Annotated in this window: 19 protein-coding genes; 6 read left to right on the forward strand and 13 right to left on the reverse strand. The window is 70.1% G+C overall.

The window, feature by feature from the left end:
- Positions 1 to 34: 34 nt before the first annotated feature.
- Positions 35 to 238 (forward strand): hypothetical protein, encoded by a 204-nt coding sequence (locus L6E10_RS17720; protein ID WP_236220604.1) that lies wholly within the window; start codon positions 35 to 37, stop codon positions 236 to 238.
- Here L6E10_RS17720 and L6E10_RS17725 read toward each other — a convergent pair.
- Complete coding sequence (locus L6E10_RS17725; protein WP_236220605.1) at positions 210 to 827, reverse strand: HAD family hydrolase; 618 nt, start codon at positions 825 to 827, stop codon at positions 210 to 212. The two genes, L6E10_RS17720 and L6E10_RS17725, sit on opposite strands and share 29 nt — an antisense overlap.
- 52 nt (positions 828 to 879) lie before the next feature.
- On the opposite strand from L6E10_RS17725, the gene L6E10_RS17730 reads away from it, so the two are divergent.
- Complete coding sequence (locus L6E10_RS17730) at positions 880 to 1422, forward strand: TetR/AcrR family transcriptional regulator (protein WP_236220606.1); 543 nt, start codon at positions 880 to 882, stop codon at positions 1420 to 1422.
- A gap of 61 nt (positions 1423 to 1483) precedes the next feature.
- Here L6E10_RS17730 and L6E10_RS17735 read toward each other — a convergent pair whose 3' ends face one another.
- The gene (locus L6E10_RS17735; RefSeq protein WP_236220607.1) at positions 1484 to 2437 is read right to left on the reverse strand and encodes a Gfo/Idh/MocA family protein; all 954 of its coding nucleotides are present in this window, start codon (positions 2435 to 2437) and stop codon (positions 1484 to 1486) included.
- 21 nt (positions 2438 to 2458) lie between these two features.
- Between L6E10_RS17735 and L6E10_RS17740 the strand changes: the two genes are divergently transcribed.
- Positions 2459 to 2833, forward strand: a complete 375-nt coding sequence (locus tag L6E10_RS17740; RefSeq protein ID WP_236220608.1) for a YccF domain-containing protein — start codon at positions 2459 to 2461, stop codon at positions 2831 to 2833.
- A 9-nt stretch (positions 2834 to 2842) separates the two neighbouring features.
- Here L6E10_RS17740 and L6E10_RS17745 read toward each other — a convergent pair whose 3' ends face one another.
- From L6E10_RS17745 to L6E10_RS17765, 5 genes are all read right to left on the reverse strand, one after another.
- A complete protein-coding gene (locus L6E10_RS17745) occupies positions 2843 to 3238 on the reverse strand; it encodes a VOC family protein (protein ID WP_236220609.1) in 396 nt (131 codons plus the stop codon).
- A 107-nt stretch (positions 3239 to 3345) separates the two neighbouring features.
- Positions 3346 to 4941 carry an AMP-binding protein gene (locus tag L6E10_RS17750; protein WP_236220610.1) on the reverse strand — a complete coding sequence of 532 codons (1596 nt, stop codon included), beginning with the start codon at positions 4939 to 4941 and terminating at the stop codon, positions 3346 to 3348.
- Between the two features lie 14 nt (positions 4942 to 4955).
- On the reverse strand, positions 4956 to 5741 hold the full coding sequence (locus tag L6E10_RS17755; protein ID WP_236221110.1) for a metallophosphoesterase: 786 nt from the start codon (positions 5739 to 5741) through the stop codon (positions 4956 to 4958).
- 53 nt (positions 5742 to 5794) lie between these two features.
- Positions 5795 to 6586 (reverse strand): HAD-IIA family hydrolase, encoded by a 792-nt coding sequence (locus tag L6E10_RS17760; protein ID WP_236220611.1) that lies wholly within the window; start codon positions 6584 to 6586, stop codon positions 5795 to 5797.
- Positions 6587 to 6589: 3 nt separating this feature from the next.
- Complete coding sequence (locus L6E10_RS17765; RefSeq protein WP_236220612.1) at positions 6590 to 7036, reverse strand: MarR family winged helix-turn-helix transcriptional regulator; 447 nt, start codon at positions 7034 to 7036, stop codon at positions 6590 to 6592.
- A 115-nt stretch (positions 7037 to 7151) separates the two neighbouring features.
- Here L6E10_RS17765 and moaA point away from each other — a divergent pair, with 115 nt between their 5' ends.
- Together moaA and L6E10_RS17775 are read left to right on the forward strand one after the other, a co-directional pair.
- Positions 7152 to 8210 carry a GTP 3',8-cyclase MoaA gene (gene moaA / locus L6E10_RS17770; protein WP_236220613.1) on the forward strand — a complete coding sequence of 353 codons (1059 nt, stop codon included), beginning with the start codon at positions 7152 to 7154 and terminating at the stop codon, positions 8208 to 8210.
- Entirely contained in the window at positions 8207 to 8473 is a 267-nt protein-coding gene (locus L6E10_RS17775) for a MoaD/ThiS family protein (RefSeq protein ID WP_090097414.1), read from the forward strand. Before moaA ends, L6E10_RS17775 begins: the two co-directional genes overlap by 4 nt.
- On the opposite strand, the gene L6E10_RS17780 is transcribed toward L6E10_RS17775, so the two are convergent.
- Positions 8437 to 10818, reverse strand: a complete 2382-nt coding sequence (locus L6E10_RS17780; protein WP_236220614.1) for a tetratricopeptide repeat protein — start codon at positions 10816 to 10818, stop codon at positions 8437 to 8439. The genes L6E10_RS17775 and L6E10_RS17780 overlap by 37 nt on opposite strands.
- 452 nt (positions 10819 to 11270) lie before the next feature.
- Between L6E10_RS17780 and L6E10_RS17785 the strand changes: the two genes are divergently transcribed.
- Positions 11271 to 11921 (forward strand): transglycosylase family protein, encoded by a 651-nt coding sequence (locus L6E10_RS17785; protein ID WP_236220615.1) that lies wholly within the window; start codon positions 11271 to 11273, stop codon positions 11919 to 11921.
- Positions 11922 to 12526: 605 nt separating this feature from the next.
- On the opposite strand, the gene L6E10_RS40845 is transcribed toward L6E10_RS17785, so the two are convergent.
- The 5 genes from L6E10_RS40845 to L6E10_RS17810 form a co-directional block, all read right to left on the reverse strand.
- A complete protein-coding gene (locus L6E10_RS40845) occupies positions 12527 to 12952 on the reverse strand; it encodes a molybdenum cofactor biosynthesis protein MoaE (RefSeq protein WP_236220616.1) in 426 nt (141 codons plus the stop codon).
- A complete protein-coding gene (locus L6E10_RS40850; protein WP_236220617.1) occupies positions 12949 to 13419 on the reverse strand; it encodes a molybdenum cofactor biosynthesis protein B in 471 nt (156 codons plus the stop codon). Before L6E10_RS40850 ends, L6E10_RS40845 begins: the two co-directional genes overlap by 4 nt.
- The gene (gene moaC, locus L6E10_RS17800) at positions 13416 to 13889 is read right to left on the reverse strand and encodes a cyclic pyranopterin monophosphate synthase MoaC (protein WP_090097419.1); all 474 of its coding nucleotides are present in this window, start codon (positions 13887 to 13889) and stop codon (positions 13416 to 13418) included. The genes L6E10_RS40850 and moaC overlap by 4 nt, the downstream gene beginning before the upstream one ends.
- 50 nt (positions 13890 to 13939) lie before the next feature.
- A complete protein-coding gene (locus tag L6E10_RS17805) occupies positions 13940 to 15322 on the reverse strand; it encodes an NAD-dependent malic enzyme (protein WP_236220618.1) in 1383 nt (460 codons plus the stop codon).
- Between the two features lie 115 nt (positions 15323 to 15437).
- Positions 15438 to 15623, reverse strand: coding sequence for a hypothetical protein (locus tag L6E10_RS17810; RefSeq protein WP_090097748.1), 186 nt, complete (start codon positions 15621 to 15623; stop codon positions 15438 to 15440).
- Positions 15624 to 15662: the final 39 nt, after the last annotated feature.

The following is a 15662-nucleotide window of genomic DNA, read 5'->3' on the forward strand; positions in this document are numbered from 1 at the left end:
AAAGCACCTCCGTTAGCACGACTACGCTGCCGGCATGACCGCTCCGAAGCTGATGCCGCTGGCCATCGGCCTGTTCGCCGTCGGCGTACTGGCCGTCGTCGCGGTCTTCGTGCTGTTCATCGCGGGCCACAGCGACCTGCCCGTGTGGCTGAACGTCGCCGCGACCTACCTGCCGGCGATCGGCCTGGGCCTCGGGATCATCGCGGTGGTCAGGAAGTCACGCCGGAAGAGGTCCTGAGCCAGTCCGGGAACTCGCGCAGGTCCTCCAGCACGACGGCGGCGCCCGCCCCGGTCAGCTCCGCCCGTGAGCACGGCCCGGTGACGACGCCGACGCCCAGCGCCCCGGCCGCCTCGGCTCCCCGCATGTCCCCGACGTGGTCGCCCACGTAGATCGCGGCGCCGTGCAGCTTCAGCGACTCGGCCTTGCCCGTCGCCCACAGCTCGCCGTAGAGGTGGTCGACCTCCCAGCCGAGCGCTTCCAGGTGCAGCGCGGCGTTCTTGCGGTACTTGCCCGTCACGATCATCGTCCGGCCGCCGAGCTCGCGGACGCTCTGCAGCGCGGCGGACGCTCCGGGCAGCGCGACCGTCCCGGGGATCACGACCTCCGGGTACAGCGCGCGGAAGAGCGCGATCATGTCCGGGATCTCCTCCTCGGGCACGCCCATGTCGCGGTAGATCATGTCGAGGGGCGGGCCGAGGTTCGCCGCGAAGTGCTCGCCGTCGAGGTCGTGGCCGGTGCGGGCGCCCACCTCGTTCAGCACGGCGGCCATACCCGGCCGCGGGTCGATGAGGGTCATGTCCAGGTCGAAACCCACGGTGAACGGCACAGAACCCGACTCTACGTCTTTACAAAAGTTGTATTTGTGTAAAGGTGAACGCGTGAGCGACATCACCGGGCTCCTGCTGGACGCCGCCGCGGACCTCCTGGCGGCACGAGGGTTCCACGGGCTGCGCATGATCGAGGTGGCTAGCCGCGCGGGGGTGAGCAGGCAGACCGTCTACAACGAGTTCGGCAACAAGGAAGGGCTCGTGCAGGCCGTCGCGGCCCGCAAGACGGAGGAGTACCTGACCGGGATCGCCGCCCGGCTCGGCGAGAACCCCGACCCGTGGGAGGCGATGCGGTCGGCGTTCCGCTTCACCTTCGAGCAGACGGAGAAGGACCGGCTCGTCTCGGCGGTCCTGACCGGCCAGAACGCCGAGGACCTCCTGCCGTTCATCACGATCCGCGGCCACCCGGTCCTCTTCCACGCCACCGAGGTCGTCGAGCAGCACCTCAGCGGGCACTTCCCCGGCAGGCGCGTGCGGCTCACGGCCGAGACGACCGTGCGGCTCGCCCTGAGCCACCTGCTGATGCCGAGCGGGGACCTGGACAGCGCGATGGACGCCGTGGTGCGGGTGGCGAGAGTGACGATGGACGCATGACGCCGCACCCCTTGTTGCAATACATGGCAACAGGGTGAGGTGTCCGGCGGTGGCCGCCGGTCTACCCGACGGTGTCGTAGGCGACGCCGAGCTGGCGCAGCGCCTCCTCCATCGTGCGCATGACCTGCAGCGTGTTCTCCCACGTGATCGCCGGGCTCTCCGTCAGGCCGGCGGCGACGTGCTCCTCGACCGCGCGGATCTGGTGCGTGTAACCCTCGTCCTCGATCGTGTGCTCGACGCCGTTGATCGTCGCCCTGGTGGCGTTGAACATCGGGTCGGCGATCTGGATGCTGCCGCCGGTGCCGACGATCTCGGCCTCGCAGCGGAGGTTCACCACGAGCGAGCAGCTCAGCAACGCGTGCGCGCCACCGGGGTAGCCCAGCAGCAGGCCGACGTCGGAGTCCACATCGGACGGTGCCACGCCGCCCCAGGCGTGCACCCGCTCGGGAACGCCGAGCAGCAGGTGCGCGAGGGCGACGGGGTAGACGCCGAGGTCGAGCATCGCGCCACCACCCGCCTCCTTCGCCCAGAGCCGGTCGTTCGCGTCGAAGGGGTGCGCGAAGCCGAAGGACGCGCGCAGCGACCGGACCTCTCCGATCTCACCGCCGCGGACGGCGTCGTGGACCCTGCGGATCAACGGGTTGAACCGCGTCCACATGGCCTCCATGAGGAAGAGGCCGCGGGCGCGCGCCCGTTCGACCATCTCCTCGGCCTGCGCGACGGAGAGGCCGATGGGTTTTTCGCACAACACGTGCTTGCCCGCGTCGAGCGCGGCGAGGGTGACCTCGCGGTGCTGGCCGTGCGGGGTGGCGACGTAGACGACCTCGACGTCCGGGTCGGCGAGCAGCTCCCGGTAGTCCCCGTACGCGCGCTCGACGCCGAACCTGTCGGCGAACGCCCGTGCCTTCGCGACATCGCGGGAGGACACCGCGAGAACCGTGACGCCCTCGACTTTCAGCATGTCTGCGGTCACGGTCTGCGCGATACCGCCGGTTGCGATCACACCCCACTTCATGATGTGAGCTTAGATGGACGCATGCGCCTCATCCTGAACGTGATCTGGCTGGTGCTCGCCGGTTTCTGGATGGCGGTCGGGTACGCGGTCGCCGGTCTGGTCTGCTGCATCCTGATCATCACGATCCCGTGGGGCATCGCGTCGTTCCGGATCGCGAACTACGCGCTCTGGCCGTTCGGCCGCGAGGTCGTGGACAAGCCGGGGGCGGGCACCGGGTCGTTGCTCGGCAACGTCATCTGGATCGTCGTCGCCGGCATCTGGCTTGCGATCGGCCACGTCGTCACCGGCATCGCGCTGTGCGTGACGATCATCGGCATCCCGCTCGGCATCGCGAACTTCAAGCTGGTGAAGGTCTCGCTGGTGCCGCTGGGCAAGGAGATCGTCGAGCTCCCGTGAGGGGAACGGCTACCGGGCCTCGTCGCCCAGCAGCTCGTGCAGGCAGAGGATGTTGCCCTCGGTGTCGGTGAACCACGCCGCGCGCTCGTCACCCATCACCGCGATGTGGTCGACCGTCTTGAAGCCGGGCAGGTCGTAGTCCTCGAAGCGCACGCCCCGGCCCTCCAGCTCGCGGATCTCGCCCTCGAGGTCGGGCACCTCGAAGCTGAGCACCGTGTGCCCGGTCTGCGCACCCTTCTCCGCGGGCATCAGGCCCAGCGCGTCACCCCGGCCGAGGGCGAAGACCCGCGTGCCGTCCGGGGTCGTGGTGATGGGCTCGAGACCGAGCATGTCCGCGTAGAAGCGGCCTGCGCGCTCGGGGTCTTCGACGGGCAGCATCGTCGTGGTCCTGGTGGCGGTGAGCATGCTCGCCTCCTTCGACGGGGACCACTGATGCTGCGCTCCGCACAGCCCCGTCCACCAGGGCCTTTACGCCTCATCACCCCGTAGTGCGGCGACCACGGTCCGTCCGGTCAGGCGTGCTCCGCGCTGTCGTCCAGCCCGAGCAGCTCAACCGACCTGGCCCGCATCTCCACCTTGCGGATCTTGCCGGTCACCGTCATCGGGAAGTCCTCGACCACGTGCACGTACCGCGGGATCTTGTAGTGCGCGAGCTTGCCGGCGCAGAACTCCCGCACGGCCTCGGCGGTCAGCTCCCCGGCGCCCTCGCGCAGGCGCACCCACGCCATGAGCTCCTCGCCGTACTTCGCGTCGGGCACCCCGACCACCTGGGCGTCGAGCACGTCGGGGTGCGTGTGGAGGAACTCCTCGATCTCACGCGGGTAGATGTTCTCGCCGCCGCGGATGACCATGTCCTTGATGCGGCCGGTGATGTTCACGTACTCGTCGTCGTCCATCACCGCGAGGTCGCCGGTGTGCATCCAGCCCGCGGCGTCCACCGCCTCGGCCGTCTTCTCCGGTTCGTTCCAGTAGCCGAGCATGACCGAGTAGCCGCGCGTGCACAGCTCCCCCGGCTCGCCGCGCGGAACCGTGAGGCCGGTCCCGGGATCGACGATCTTGACCTCGAGGTGCGGGCCGACGCGGCCGACCGTCCCGACACGACGGTCGAGGGAGTCGTCGACGCGCGTTTGCGTCGACACCGGCGAGGTTTCGGTCATGCCGTAGCAGATCGAGACCTCGCGCATGCCCATCCGGTCGACGACCTGCTTCATCACCTCGACCGGGCACGGCGAGCCCGCCATGATGCCGGTGCGCAGCGACGACAGGTCGTAGCCGTCGGCCAGGTCGAGCATGGCGATGAACATCGTCGGCACGCCGTAGAGCGACGTGCACTTCTCTTCCTGAACCGCCGCAAGGGTTTTCGCCGGGTCGAACGCCGGGGCCGGGATCACGACGCACGCGCCGTGGCTGGTGGCCGCGAGGTTGCCCATGACCATGCCGAAGCAGTGGTAGAACGGCGGCACCACGCAGATCCGGTCGTGCTCGGTGTAGTCGATCAGTTCGCCGACGAAGTAACCGTTGTTGAGGATGTTGTGGTGCGACAGCGTCGCGCCCTTGGGGAAGCCCGTGGTGCCGGACGTGTACTGGATGTTGATCGGGTCGTCGCGGTCCAGCTCGACGTCCGGGAGCTCGTCGCCGGTCCACCGCGGATCGTCGGTGAAGACGACGTTCTCCAACGCGTCGCAGCGCGGCCGGACCTCGTCGATCATGGCCGCGTAGTCCGAGGTCTTGAACGACCGCGCCGACACCAGCGTGTGGATGCCGGCCTGGTTCAGCACGTACTCCAGCTCGTGCACGCGGTACGCCGGGTTGACGTTGACCAGGATCGCGCCGATCCGGGCCGTCGCGTACTGCACGAAGACCCACTCGGCGCAGTTCGGCGCCCAGATCCCGACCCGGTCGCCCTTGCGCACGCCGAGCGAGTGCAGCCCGGCGGCGGCCCGGTCGACCTCGGCCGAGAGCTCCGCGTACGTCCACCGTCGATCTGTTGCCTTGTCGACAAGTGCCTCGCGATCCCCGAACCGCGCGACCGTGGCCGCGAGGTTCGCGTGGATCGTGTCGCCCAGCAGCGGGGCGGTGGACGTGCCCGAGGAGTAGCTGAGGGTCATCCCCCAGACCGTAGTCAGGCTCCCGCGTATGGCAAGGGCACGACCAGGCACGGACCGCCGCTGTAGAGCCCCGCGTCGATCGCCAGCACCTTGTCGCCGGCGTACACGAGAGGCCCGTCGATCTCCCCCGGCGGCACCCCTAGCTGGTCGGCGATGACGCTGTGCCCGTGCACGATCCGGCTGCCCCCGAGGGTCGCGAGCAGCTCGTCCGCGATTTCCGGGCCCTGCGGACCGCGGAACGCGTAGCGGGTCGTCATCTTGCGCCAGCACTCCCACCACTCGACCAGGTCGTCGCTCCCGAGCACCTGGCGGACGGCCTCGTTGACCTCCTCGATCGAGGACCCCCATTCGAGGTAGGCCGCCGTGTCGGAGTGCATCAGCAGGTGGTCGTCGCGCAGCTTCAGCACGGGCCTCGTGGTGAGCCACTCGACGTGCTCGTCGGTCAGCCGGTCCTGGTCGCTGCGCAGGCCGCCGTTGAGCAGCCAGCTCCGCGCGAACGACCGCGGCCCGAGGCTGTCCGGCACCTGCTCGTCGCCGAACCGGTGCATGCCGAGCAGCAGCACCTCGTGGTTGCCGATGAGCGAGCTGACCGTGCCGCCCGCCTCCGCCGCCTCCTCGCCCAGTCGCATGACCAGGTCGATCACGCCCACGCCGTCGGGACCGCGGTCCACGAAGTCGCCGAGGAACCACAGCTCGGCCTCGCCGCCCGACCAGCGCCCCTCCTCGTCGCACAGCCCGGCGACGTGCAGCGCTCTGATCAGTTCGGCTAGGTGCCCGTGCACGTCACCCACGACGTACATCGGGCGTCGATCCGTGTCCACCTCCGCGACGATAGGTGATGGATCCTCGCGCGTCAGCGGTCAGCCCAGTCGCCGAACGGGTCCGCGGAGTGACCGACGAGCTCCGCGATCGACTTCAGCACGCGCGTCGGCCGGTACGGGTACATCTCGGCCGTCTCGGCGCTGAAGACCCCGGACAGCACGAGGATGGTCGACAGGCCCGCTTCCAGGCCGGACCGCACGTCGGTGTCCATCCGGTCGCCGATCATCAGCGCCTGCTCGGAGTGCGAGCCCAGGGCGCGCAGGGCCGAGCGCATCATCAACGGGTTCGGCTTGCCCACGTAGTACGGCTCGCGTCCGGTGGCGCGCTCGATCAACGCCGCCACGGCGCCGGTCGCGGGCAGCGAGCCCTCGCGCGACGGGCCGGTGGCGTCGGGGTTGGTCGCGATGAACTTCGCGCCCTCCTCGACCAGCCGGATGGCCTTCGTGATCGCGGTGAAGCTGTAGGTGCGCGTCTCGCCGAGCACGACGTAGTCCGGGTCGCGGTCGGTCAGCACGTAGCCGATCTCGTGCAGCGCGGTCGTGAGGCCGGCCTCGCCGATGACGAACGCCGAGCCGTTCGGGCGCTGCGAGTCGAGGAACCGGGCCGTGGCCAGCGCGGACGTCCAGATGGACTGCTCCGGGATGTCCAGGCCGGTGCGCTGCAGACGTGCTCGCAGGTCCCGTGGCGTGTAGATGGAGTTGTTGGTGAGCACGAGGAACGGCGTCTCGGAAGCGCGCAGCTCCGCGACGAACTCGTCGGCTCCGGGGATCAGGTGCTCCTCGTGCACGAGGACGCCGTCCATGTCCATCAAGTAGTGCCACATGGCCTAAGTATCGATCACGCGCTTGCGGAACGTCTCGGTCTGGAGCTTGAGATAACGCTCGATCACCTCGAGCTCGGCCGCGTCGAACTGCTCCAGGACCTCGACCATGCTGTCGCGGGCCTTCTCGAACGGCGCGCCGAACTTCTCCAGGTCACCTGGTGTGACCTCGACGAGGACCTTGCGGCGGTCGCGCGGGTCCCGGACACGGCGGACATAACCGGCGCGCTCCAGCCGGTCGATCACCCCCGTGACGGCACCGGTGGACAGGCCGGAGAGCTCGGCGATGCGCCCGGCGGTGAGCGGGCCCTCCGCCCGAATGGCGAGATCGAGGCACTTCTCGTCGGTCGCGGACAGCCCCATCTGCTCAGCCACGCGCGCGTGGAACATGACGGTGAGCGCGCTCTGCTCCCGCATGTACCAGGTGAACCTCTCCATCACTTCCGGTTCCATGCCGAACATCTTAGCTAGTAAAACAATTTGTCGTGAGATTGCTCCAACGGAGCTGACCGTGAGAAATCTCGTTCGTGGAGTCACCTACAAGGAGTTGTTCATTAAGCTGAACAAGGTGACAGCAGTGGAGTTGGGACTACCCGTCGTGCGCGGCACACCCGACGCGTCCACGCGTCCGGACTCGCCCCTGCTCGTCGACAGGTTCGGCCGGGTGGCGAAGGACCTGCGGGTCTCGCTCACCGACCGCTGCAACCTGCGCTGCACCTACTGCATGCCGGCCGAGGGCCTCGACTGGCTGGCCAAGGACGAGCTGCTCACCGACGCCGAGCTGATCAGGCTCATCCGGATCGCGGTGGTCGACCTGGGTGTCACGGACATCCGGTTCACCGGCGGCGAGCCGTTGCTGCGGCGCGGCCTGGAGCAGGTCATCGCCGCGACCGCCGAGCTGGAGCCGCGTCCGCGCATGTCGATGACCTCGAACGGCATCGGGCTCGCCCGGCGCGCGCGGTCGTTGAAGGACGCCGGCCTGAACCGGATCAACATCTCGCTCGACACCCTCGACCCCGCGAAGTTCGCGACGCTGACCAGGCGAGACCGCATCACGGACGTGCTGGACGGCCTCGACGCCGCCCGCGAGGCCGGGCTGGAGCCGGTGAAGGTCAACTCCGTGCTGATGCGCGGCGTGAACGAGGACGAGGCCGTCCCGCTGCTGCGGTTCTGCGTCGAGAACGGCTACCAGCTGCGGTTCATCGAACAGATGCCGCTGGACGCGCAGCACGGCTGGACTCGCACGAACATGGTCACGGCCGATGAGATCCTCACGAAGCTCTCGGCCGCCTTCACGCTGACCCCGTCGGAGGTCCCGCGCGGTGGTGCCCCGGCCGAGCGCTGGCTGGTCGACGGCGGCCCCGCGGTCGTCGGCGTCATCGCGTCGGTGACCAGGCCGTTCTGCGCCGCCTGCGACCGCACCCGGCTCACCTCGGACGGCCAGATCCGCAACTGCCTGTTCAGCAACGGCGAGACCGACCTGCGCGCACTGCTGCGCGACGGCTCCCCCGACTCCGCGATCGCCGACGCCTGGCGCGCCACGATGTGGGCGAAGGCGGCCGGTCACGGCATCAACGACGCGGGCTTCTCGCAGCCCGACCGCCCCATGAGCTCCATCGGAGGATGACAGTGAGCACCGCCGTGAACGTCCGCTACTTCGCGGGTGCTCGGGCCGCGGCCGGGGTGGCCGACGAGGACCTGCTGCTCGACGCCGCCGAGCCCACCGTGGCGCTCGTGGTGAGCACCATCGGCGAACGGCACGGCGACAAGCTCGGCAAGGTCCTCGCGGCGTCGAGCTTCCTGCTGGACGGAGTGGCGGTGCGCGACACGTCGACGCGCGTGCCCGCCGGGTCTCAGCTGGACGTGCTGCCGCCGTTCGCGGGCGGCTGAGCGGCCAGGAACGCCTCCACCTCCGCGACCACCCCGGCCTGTTCGCGTGCCTTGGCGGTGTCCAGCGCCTCCCGTGCCCTGTCCGGATCGGCGGTGGCCTCGGCCAGGGCGAGCAGCGCCCTGGACTCCAGCAGCAGGTCGCCGCTGTCCCGGACGTCCCGCAGCAGCTCTTCGGCGAGTCCCGGATCCGTCCTCGCGAGGACGAGCTGCGCTCGGCGCCGGCCGAGCGGGTAGTTGATCGCCTCCGCCAGTGCGACCGCCGGCCCCTGGTCGCCCAGCCTGATCAACGCCTCCACCTGCACCCGCGTGTCACCGGTCTCCTGCGCCAGCTCCAGGCACCTCAGCGCCCAGGTCCGCGCCTCCTCGTCCCGCCCTGCCGCCGCGGTCAGGTCGGCGAGGTTCACCAGCAGGTTCGGCTTGGACCGCCCGACCTCCCGGTAGCCGGCCAAAGCGGACTCCAGGTGCGGACGCGCCTCCTCGTACCTCCCCAGCTCGATGAGAGCGACCCCGAGCCCCTCGCGGGCCGCGGCGACGCTGCCAGGGGACGCGTGCCGCTCCGCGAGCCGCCAAGCCTCCTCGAAGTGGGCGGCGGCCTTGCGCAGCTCCGCCCGGACACCGTGGACCGTGCCCAGGTTCAGCACCACGTTCACGTGCAGTGCCGGGTGGCTCCGCGACAGCCGCCGCGCCCGCTCCAGGTCCGCCAGCGCGCCCGCGAAGTCGCCCATGTCCCGCTTCACCAGTCCCGCGTTGCTCAGCAACGTGCCCTTCATCAGGTCGGACGCGGCCAGCTCGACAGCGGCGTCGTAGAACCGCAGGGCTTCGGCGAACGCGCCGAGCCTCCAGTGGAGCTGCCCGGTGCCGTTGAGCATCGCCGTCTCACCGGCCCGATCGCCCGCCGAGCGTGCCGATGCGAGCCCGGCGGCCAGCACCACCCGCTGTTCCGGCCGGTAACCGTTGTTGTTGAGGTAACCGCGCAACGCATCCGCGAGATGGCAGGCGAACGGATGCGGTGCGACCTGGACCGCCGCCACCAGCACCGCGCGTTTGGCGTCGAGCCACCCGCGCGCCTGCACGGCGGTCGCGAACCTGCGGCCCGGCACGGCGAGGGCAGGTCGTTGCAGCTGCGTCATCGCGGGGACGAGAATTTCCGCCGCCTGGGACGCGGTGGCCGTGTAATAGGACAAGAGCCTGTGCAACGCCTGCTGCGCCTCCTCACCCGCCTGCTCCGAGGCGAAGAGCCGGATCAGGTCGTGCAGCACGAACTGCTCCTCTGCCCGTTGCACGAGTCCGGCGCCCACCAGGACGTCGAGCAGGCGAGCAGCGTCCTCAATGGACAGATCGGCGAGCGCGGCTGTGTCCTCCACGTCGAAGTCCGCGCCGGGGTGGACGCTCAACAGTCCGAAGAGGTGGCGTGCGTCGTCCGGCAAAGCCTTGTGGGACAGCGCGAACGCCGCGCGCACCGCCGCGTCGCCCTCGATCTCGAGCGCGTCGAGCCTGCCGTCGCCGCGCAGCTCGTCGAGGTAGTCGGGCAGGTGCCGGTCGGCCAGGTGGGCCCCCGCGATGCGCAGCGCCAGCGGCAGGTGCGCGCACAACCTGATCAGCTCGGCGCGGTCGTCCGGCGAGCCGTCGACCCCCATGCGGTCGAGCAGCGCACCGGCCTCGTCGTCGGCCAGCACGGCGAGGCCGGTCTGACCGGGGAGCTCGTTGCGGCTGGTCACGATGGCCGTGCAGCCTTCAACGCCGGGCACGAGCGGACTCAGCTCGGTCGCGTTGTCCAGCAGCACCAGCACCTTCCGGCCTCGCAGCTTCGACCGGTAGAGCGCGATCTGCTCGTCGCGGCCGGGCGGGACGTTCGCGGGCGGCACGCCCAGCGCGCGCAGGAAACGGCCCAGCGCCTGGTCGAGGCCGACGGCCGGGCCCACCGCGAAGCCGCGCAGGTCGACGTGCAGCTGGCCGTCGGGGAAGCGGTCGCGGATGCGGTGCGCGAGCTTGACGGCGAGCGCGGTCTTGCCGACGCCGGGCGGACCGGTGATCGCGAGCACGGCCGAGGTGGAGGTGGACAGCGCGGTCAGTTCGTCCTCGCGGCCGACGAAGTCCGGGAGGTCCGCGGGGAGCTGCGCCGGACCGGGCGCGCGCACGACGAGCCGGTAGCCGGAGGCGTCCGTGACGATCTCGTCGTCGACGGACCGCCTCAGCCTGCGCACCAGGGTCCGCAGCGCGGGCAGCGGCCGCGCCGGTGCCTCGTCGCCCCAGACCGCGCGGACGAGGTCGCCGAACAGGACGGGCTGACCGGCTTTCGCCCTCAGCGCGCGGTGCAACGCCGCCTGCCGCGTCTCCTTGCTCATGCACCTGATCTTGACGACTCGTCCCGCTCCGGTCGACCGCGTCGCCCCGCCGGACGCTTTTCGGAGGCGTCGCGGGAGTCGCCACGAACGGCCGACACACGTGAGCCATGCCTCACTTTGAGTGATAGATCTCGAACGATCTCAGAAGGGAAACGGAACGATAACGGCTCTCTGAGCTGCACGTTCGTCGGGTTAGCACAAGTCTCCGAGTCATTACAGTGACGCGTGTCACAGCGCGAAACATTTGGAGACCGGCTCGACGGTTACGTACGGTCGCTCCTCGGCTGGCCCCGACCAGTCACGAGCTAGACCGGAGAACCGTGCACCGAACCCAGTCCGAGGGTTCTCCGGAAAATCCCCGAGCGAGAGAAACCGCCGGACTGGGAGCGCAGGAACACACCGGGCCCGAACCCGAGTTTCCTGGCAGCAGGTGCGGGTGGACCGAGAGGCACATGGCTTTCAACCGAGGCAACAAGGGCAAGCAGGGTTCCGCCGCTCGCACTATCGCCAAGGTCGCGGCTGTCGGCATCATCGCCGGCGCCCCTCTGGGCCTGGCCGTTGGCACCGCCAACGCCGCCCCCGGAATGGACTGGGACGCCCTCGCGCAGTGCGAGGCAAGTGGTAACTGGGGCGCCAACACGGGCAACGGCTACTACGGCGGCCTGCAGTTCACGCAGCAGACCTGGAACGCCTTCGGCGGCCAGGGCAACCCGGCCAACGCCTCCCGCGAGCAGCAGATCGCTGTCGCCGAGCGCGTGCTGGCCGGCCAGGGCCCCCAGGCGTGGCCGGCCTGCAGCGCCAAACTGGGCGCGGGTCAGGTCGCCAAGCGCACCGCCCCGGCCCCGCAGCAGCGGAAGGCCCCGGTGCAGCAGAAGCAGCAGCAGCAGCGCCAGGCGGCCCCCGTGCAGCAGGCTCCCGTCGTGGTCCTCGACGCGTCGAAGTCGAACCCGAACGGCAACTACGAGATCAAGGCGGGCGACACCCTGTCGAAGATCGCCGACGCCAACAAGGTCGCCGGCGGCTACCAGGCCATCGTGGAGAAGAACAAGGGCTTCCTCACGAACCCCGACCTGATCTTCCCGGGCCACAAGATCCTGATCTGAGCAGGACCAGGACAGGCCGCATGATCGCCGGCCCCGCACCCGTGGGCTGACACAGGACCAGGGACCTCACCGTGACCCCCCGACGGTGAGGTCCCTGCCTGCGTCTCCGGGTTCGGCCGGCGCGGAAGGGGCGCTTGCGGCAGCGGGTGGACGCGGGCTGCCGGGGCGCTGGTCGAGGCGGGCCGGGCCGGGCCGGGTCCGGCACCGCCGGAAGTGCGGCTAGTGAGGGTCGGGCGCCGGGTGCGCTACGGACGGTCCCAGCTCACCAGAGCCGACAGGGTCCGGCACCGCCGGAAGTACGGCAAGCGAGGGTCGGGCGCTGGGTGCGCCACGAACGACCCCGGCTCACCAGAGCCGAGCACGGCCCAGCACCGCCGGAAGTACGGCAAGCGACGACCAAGCACCAGGCGCACCACGAACGATCCCGGCTCACCAGAGCCGAGCACGGCCCGACACCGCCCGAAGTACGGCAAGCGACGACCAAGCACCAGGCGCACCACGAACGGCCCCGGCTCACCAGAGCCGAGCACGGACCGGCACCGCCCGAAGTACGGCGAGCAAGGGCCAAGCGCACCACGCACGGCCCCGGCTCGCCAAAGCCGGGCTCAGGGGCAGTTGACCCACTCGTCCTGCCCGTCGGAGAACACCTGCCGCTTCCACACCGGCAGCCGGGCCTTCACCTCGTCCACCAGGTCGGAGCACAGGGCGAAGGCCTCCCCCCGGTGCTCGGCGGCCACCGCGCAGGCCAGGGCCACGTCACCGATCTTCAACGGCCCGACCCGGTGCGACACGGCGATCCCGTGCACACCGGGGTACTTCGTGGCCAGCGAGGAGACCACCTCGACGACGACGTCCTCTGCCGAGGGGTGCGAGTGGTACTCGAGCTCCAGCACCGACCGCCCGCCGTCGTGGTCCCGGACGACACCGGAGAAGGTCACCACCGCGCCGGCGCGTTCGGACTCGACGAGAGCGGCGTGCTCCTGCACCGACAACGGCTCCGAGGTCACGACGGCCCGCAGCACCACGCTCATCGGTGGTCACCTCCACGCAGTTGGTCGAGCGCGTGCTCCACGACGGTGCCGAGCACGTCCAGGCCGTCCCGCACGCCTCCGGTGGAGCCCGGCAGGTTGACGACCAGCGTCCGGCCCGCCACGCCGGCCACCCCGCGCGAGAGCACGGAGCCCGGGACCCGCGGCCAGCCGGACATGCGGATCGCGTCGGCCAGGCCGGGGATCTCGTAGTCCAGCACGGCCCTGGTCATCTCCGGGGTCCGGTCGGTCGGGTTGATGCCGGTGCCTCCGGTCGTCACGACCAGGTCGGCACCACCGGCCACCGCGGCGGCCAGTGCCTCGCGGACCGGCTCGCCGTCCGGCACGACCACCGGCGTGGACGCCGAGAACCCGCGCTCGACGAGCCACGCCAGGATGATCTGGCCGCTGCGGTCCTCGTACACGCCGGCGGCGGCGCGGTTCGAGGCCGTGATCACCACCGCCTTCACGGGCGTTCCCACAGGCCGGTCTTGCCGCCTTCCTTGCGCTGCACCCGCACCGCGTCCAGCGAGGCCGCCGGGTCGACGGACTTCACCATGTCGTGCAGGGTCAGCCCGGCCACGGAGACCGCGGTCAGGGCCTCCATCTCGACGCCGGTGCGGTCGGTGGTGCGGACCGTGGCCGTGATCAGGACCGAGTCCTCGGCCAGGGCCAGGTCGACCACCACCGACGACAGGGCGATCGGGTGGCACAGCGGCACGAGCTCCCAGGTGCGCTTGGCCGCCATGATGCCCGCGATCCGGGCGGTGGCCAGGGCGTCGCCCTTGGGCAGGCCGTCGGCTCCCAGCAGCTCGACCACCTCGGCGGTCGTGTGCAGGATTCCGGTGGCCACGGCGGTCCGGGTGGTCTGCTCCTTGCCGGAGACGTCGACCATCCGGGCCGCGCCCTGGGAGTCCAGGTGGGTGAACTGCTTGGTCATACGGCGATCGTAGGCCTGCGTCTGACCGTTGCCCCCTGTCGAACGGCCTCCTAGGAGGCCGCCGCCTTGCGGACCGCCTCGGCCACGGCGGGCGCGACGGTGTTGTCGAAGACCGACGGGACGATGAACGACGCGTTCAGGCGGTCGCCGTCCACCACGTCGGCGATCGCGGCCGCGGCGGCCAGCAGCATCGCGTCGGTGATGGTCTTGGCGTGCGCGTCCAGCAGGCCGCGGAAGACGCCGGGGAACGCCAGGACGTTGTTGATCTGGTTCGGGAAGTCCGAGCGGCCGGTCGCGACGACGGCGGCGTGCTGCTGGGCCTCCATCGGGTCGATCTCCGGGTCCGGGTTGGCGAGCGCGAACACGATGGCGTCCTTGGCCATCGTGGCGACCTGATCGGCACCGAACAGGTTCGGGGCCGAGACGCCGATGAACACGTCCGAGCCGACCAGGGCGTCGTGCAGGCGTCCGGACTGGTTGTCCTTGTTGGTCGACGCGGCGATCGACTTCAGGTTCGAGTCGAGGCCGGGGCGGTCGCGGTGCACGATGCCGTCGACGTCCACGGCGATGATGTCGCCCGGCGTCTGGGCCTGCAGCAGACGGATGATGGCGGAACCGGCGGCGCCGACACCGCAGACCGTGATGCGGCAGTCCTTGATGTCCTTGTTCACGACCCGCAGCGCGTTGCGCAGGGCGGCGACGACGACGATGGCCGTGCCGTGCTGGTCGTCGTGGAAGACGGGGATGTCGAGCTTCTCGCGCAGGCGGGCCTCGATCTCGAAGCAGCGCGGAGCGGAGATGTCCTCGAGGTTGATGCCGCCGTACACGGGAGCGATGAGCTCCACCGCGCGGATGATCTCCTCGGTGTCCTGGGTGTCCAGGCAGACGGGCCAGGCGTCGACGCCGGCGAACTTCTTGAACAGCGCGGCCTTGCCCTCCATCACGGGCAGGGCGGCGGCGGGACCGAGGTTGCCGAGACCGAGCACGGCCGAGCCGTCGGTGACCACGGCGACGGTGTTGCGCTTGATGGTCAGGCGGCGCGCGTCGTCCGGGTTCTTGGCGATGGCCTCGCAGACGCGGGCGACACCCGGCGTGTACGCGCGGGAGAGATCGTCGCGGTTGCGGAGCGGGACCTTCGACGAGATCTCGATCTTGCCGCCGAGGTGCACGAGGAACGTGCGGTCCGACACCTTGCGGACGACGATGCCGGGCAGCGTCTCCAGCGTGTCGGTGATGTCCTTGGCGTGGTTCGCCGAGAGGGCGTTGCAGGTGAGGTCGATGACGACGCGGTCGTTGTGCGACTCCACGACGTCGAACGCCGTGATCACACCGCCCGCGCGGCCGACGGCCGAGGTGAGGTCACCCGCGGCGCTCGCTGACGGCGGCGCCTCCAGTCGAACGGTGATCGAGTAACCAGGGCCGGGGACCGGCATCGTCGTCCTCCCACGAAGTACAGCTCAAGCGGGAAACGAGCCTATCCCCGGGCCCTTTGCGGTACGCACGCGACTCGGCAGTTTTAAGACCGCCCTGACAGTCCGATGAGGACGTTCAGGACTTGTTGATCTCGGTGACCGGGTGCGTGTAGGGCAGGTCGTCCACCGGCAGCGGGAACGTCACCGTGCCGAACGGGGAGAGCGCACCCTGCAGGTCGCTGGTCAGTTCGGTGACGGGGTGACCGCCGTCGGGGCCATCCGGCCAGTGCGGGTCGACCCGTCCAGGGCGTCCTTTCGCCACGTTCTCCTCCTCGGTGGTGCCGATGACGCCACAAGTGTG

Origin of the sequence: Lentzea sp. CC55, from assembly GCF_021056325.1 — a bacterium.
Taxonomy (GTDB): domain Bacteria; phylum Actinomycetota; class Actinomycetes; order Mycobacteriales; family Pseudonocardiaceae; genus Lentzea; species Lentzea jiangxiensis.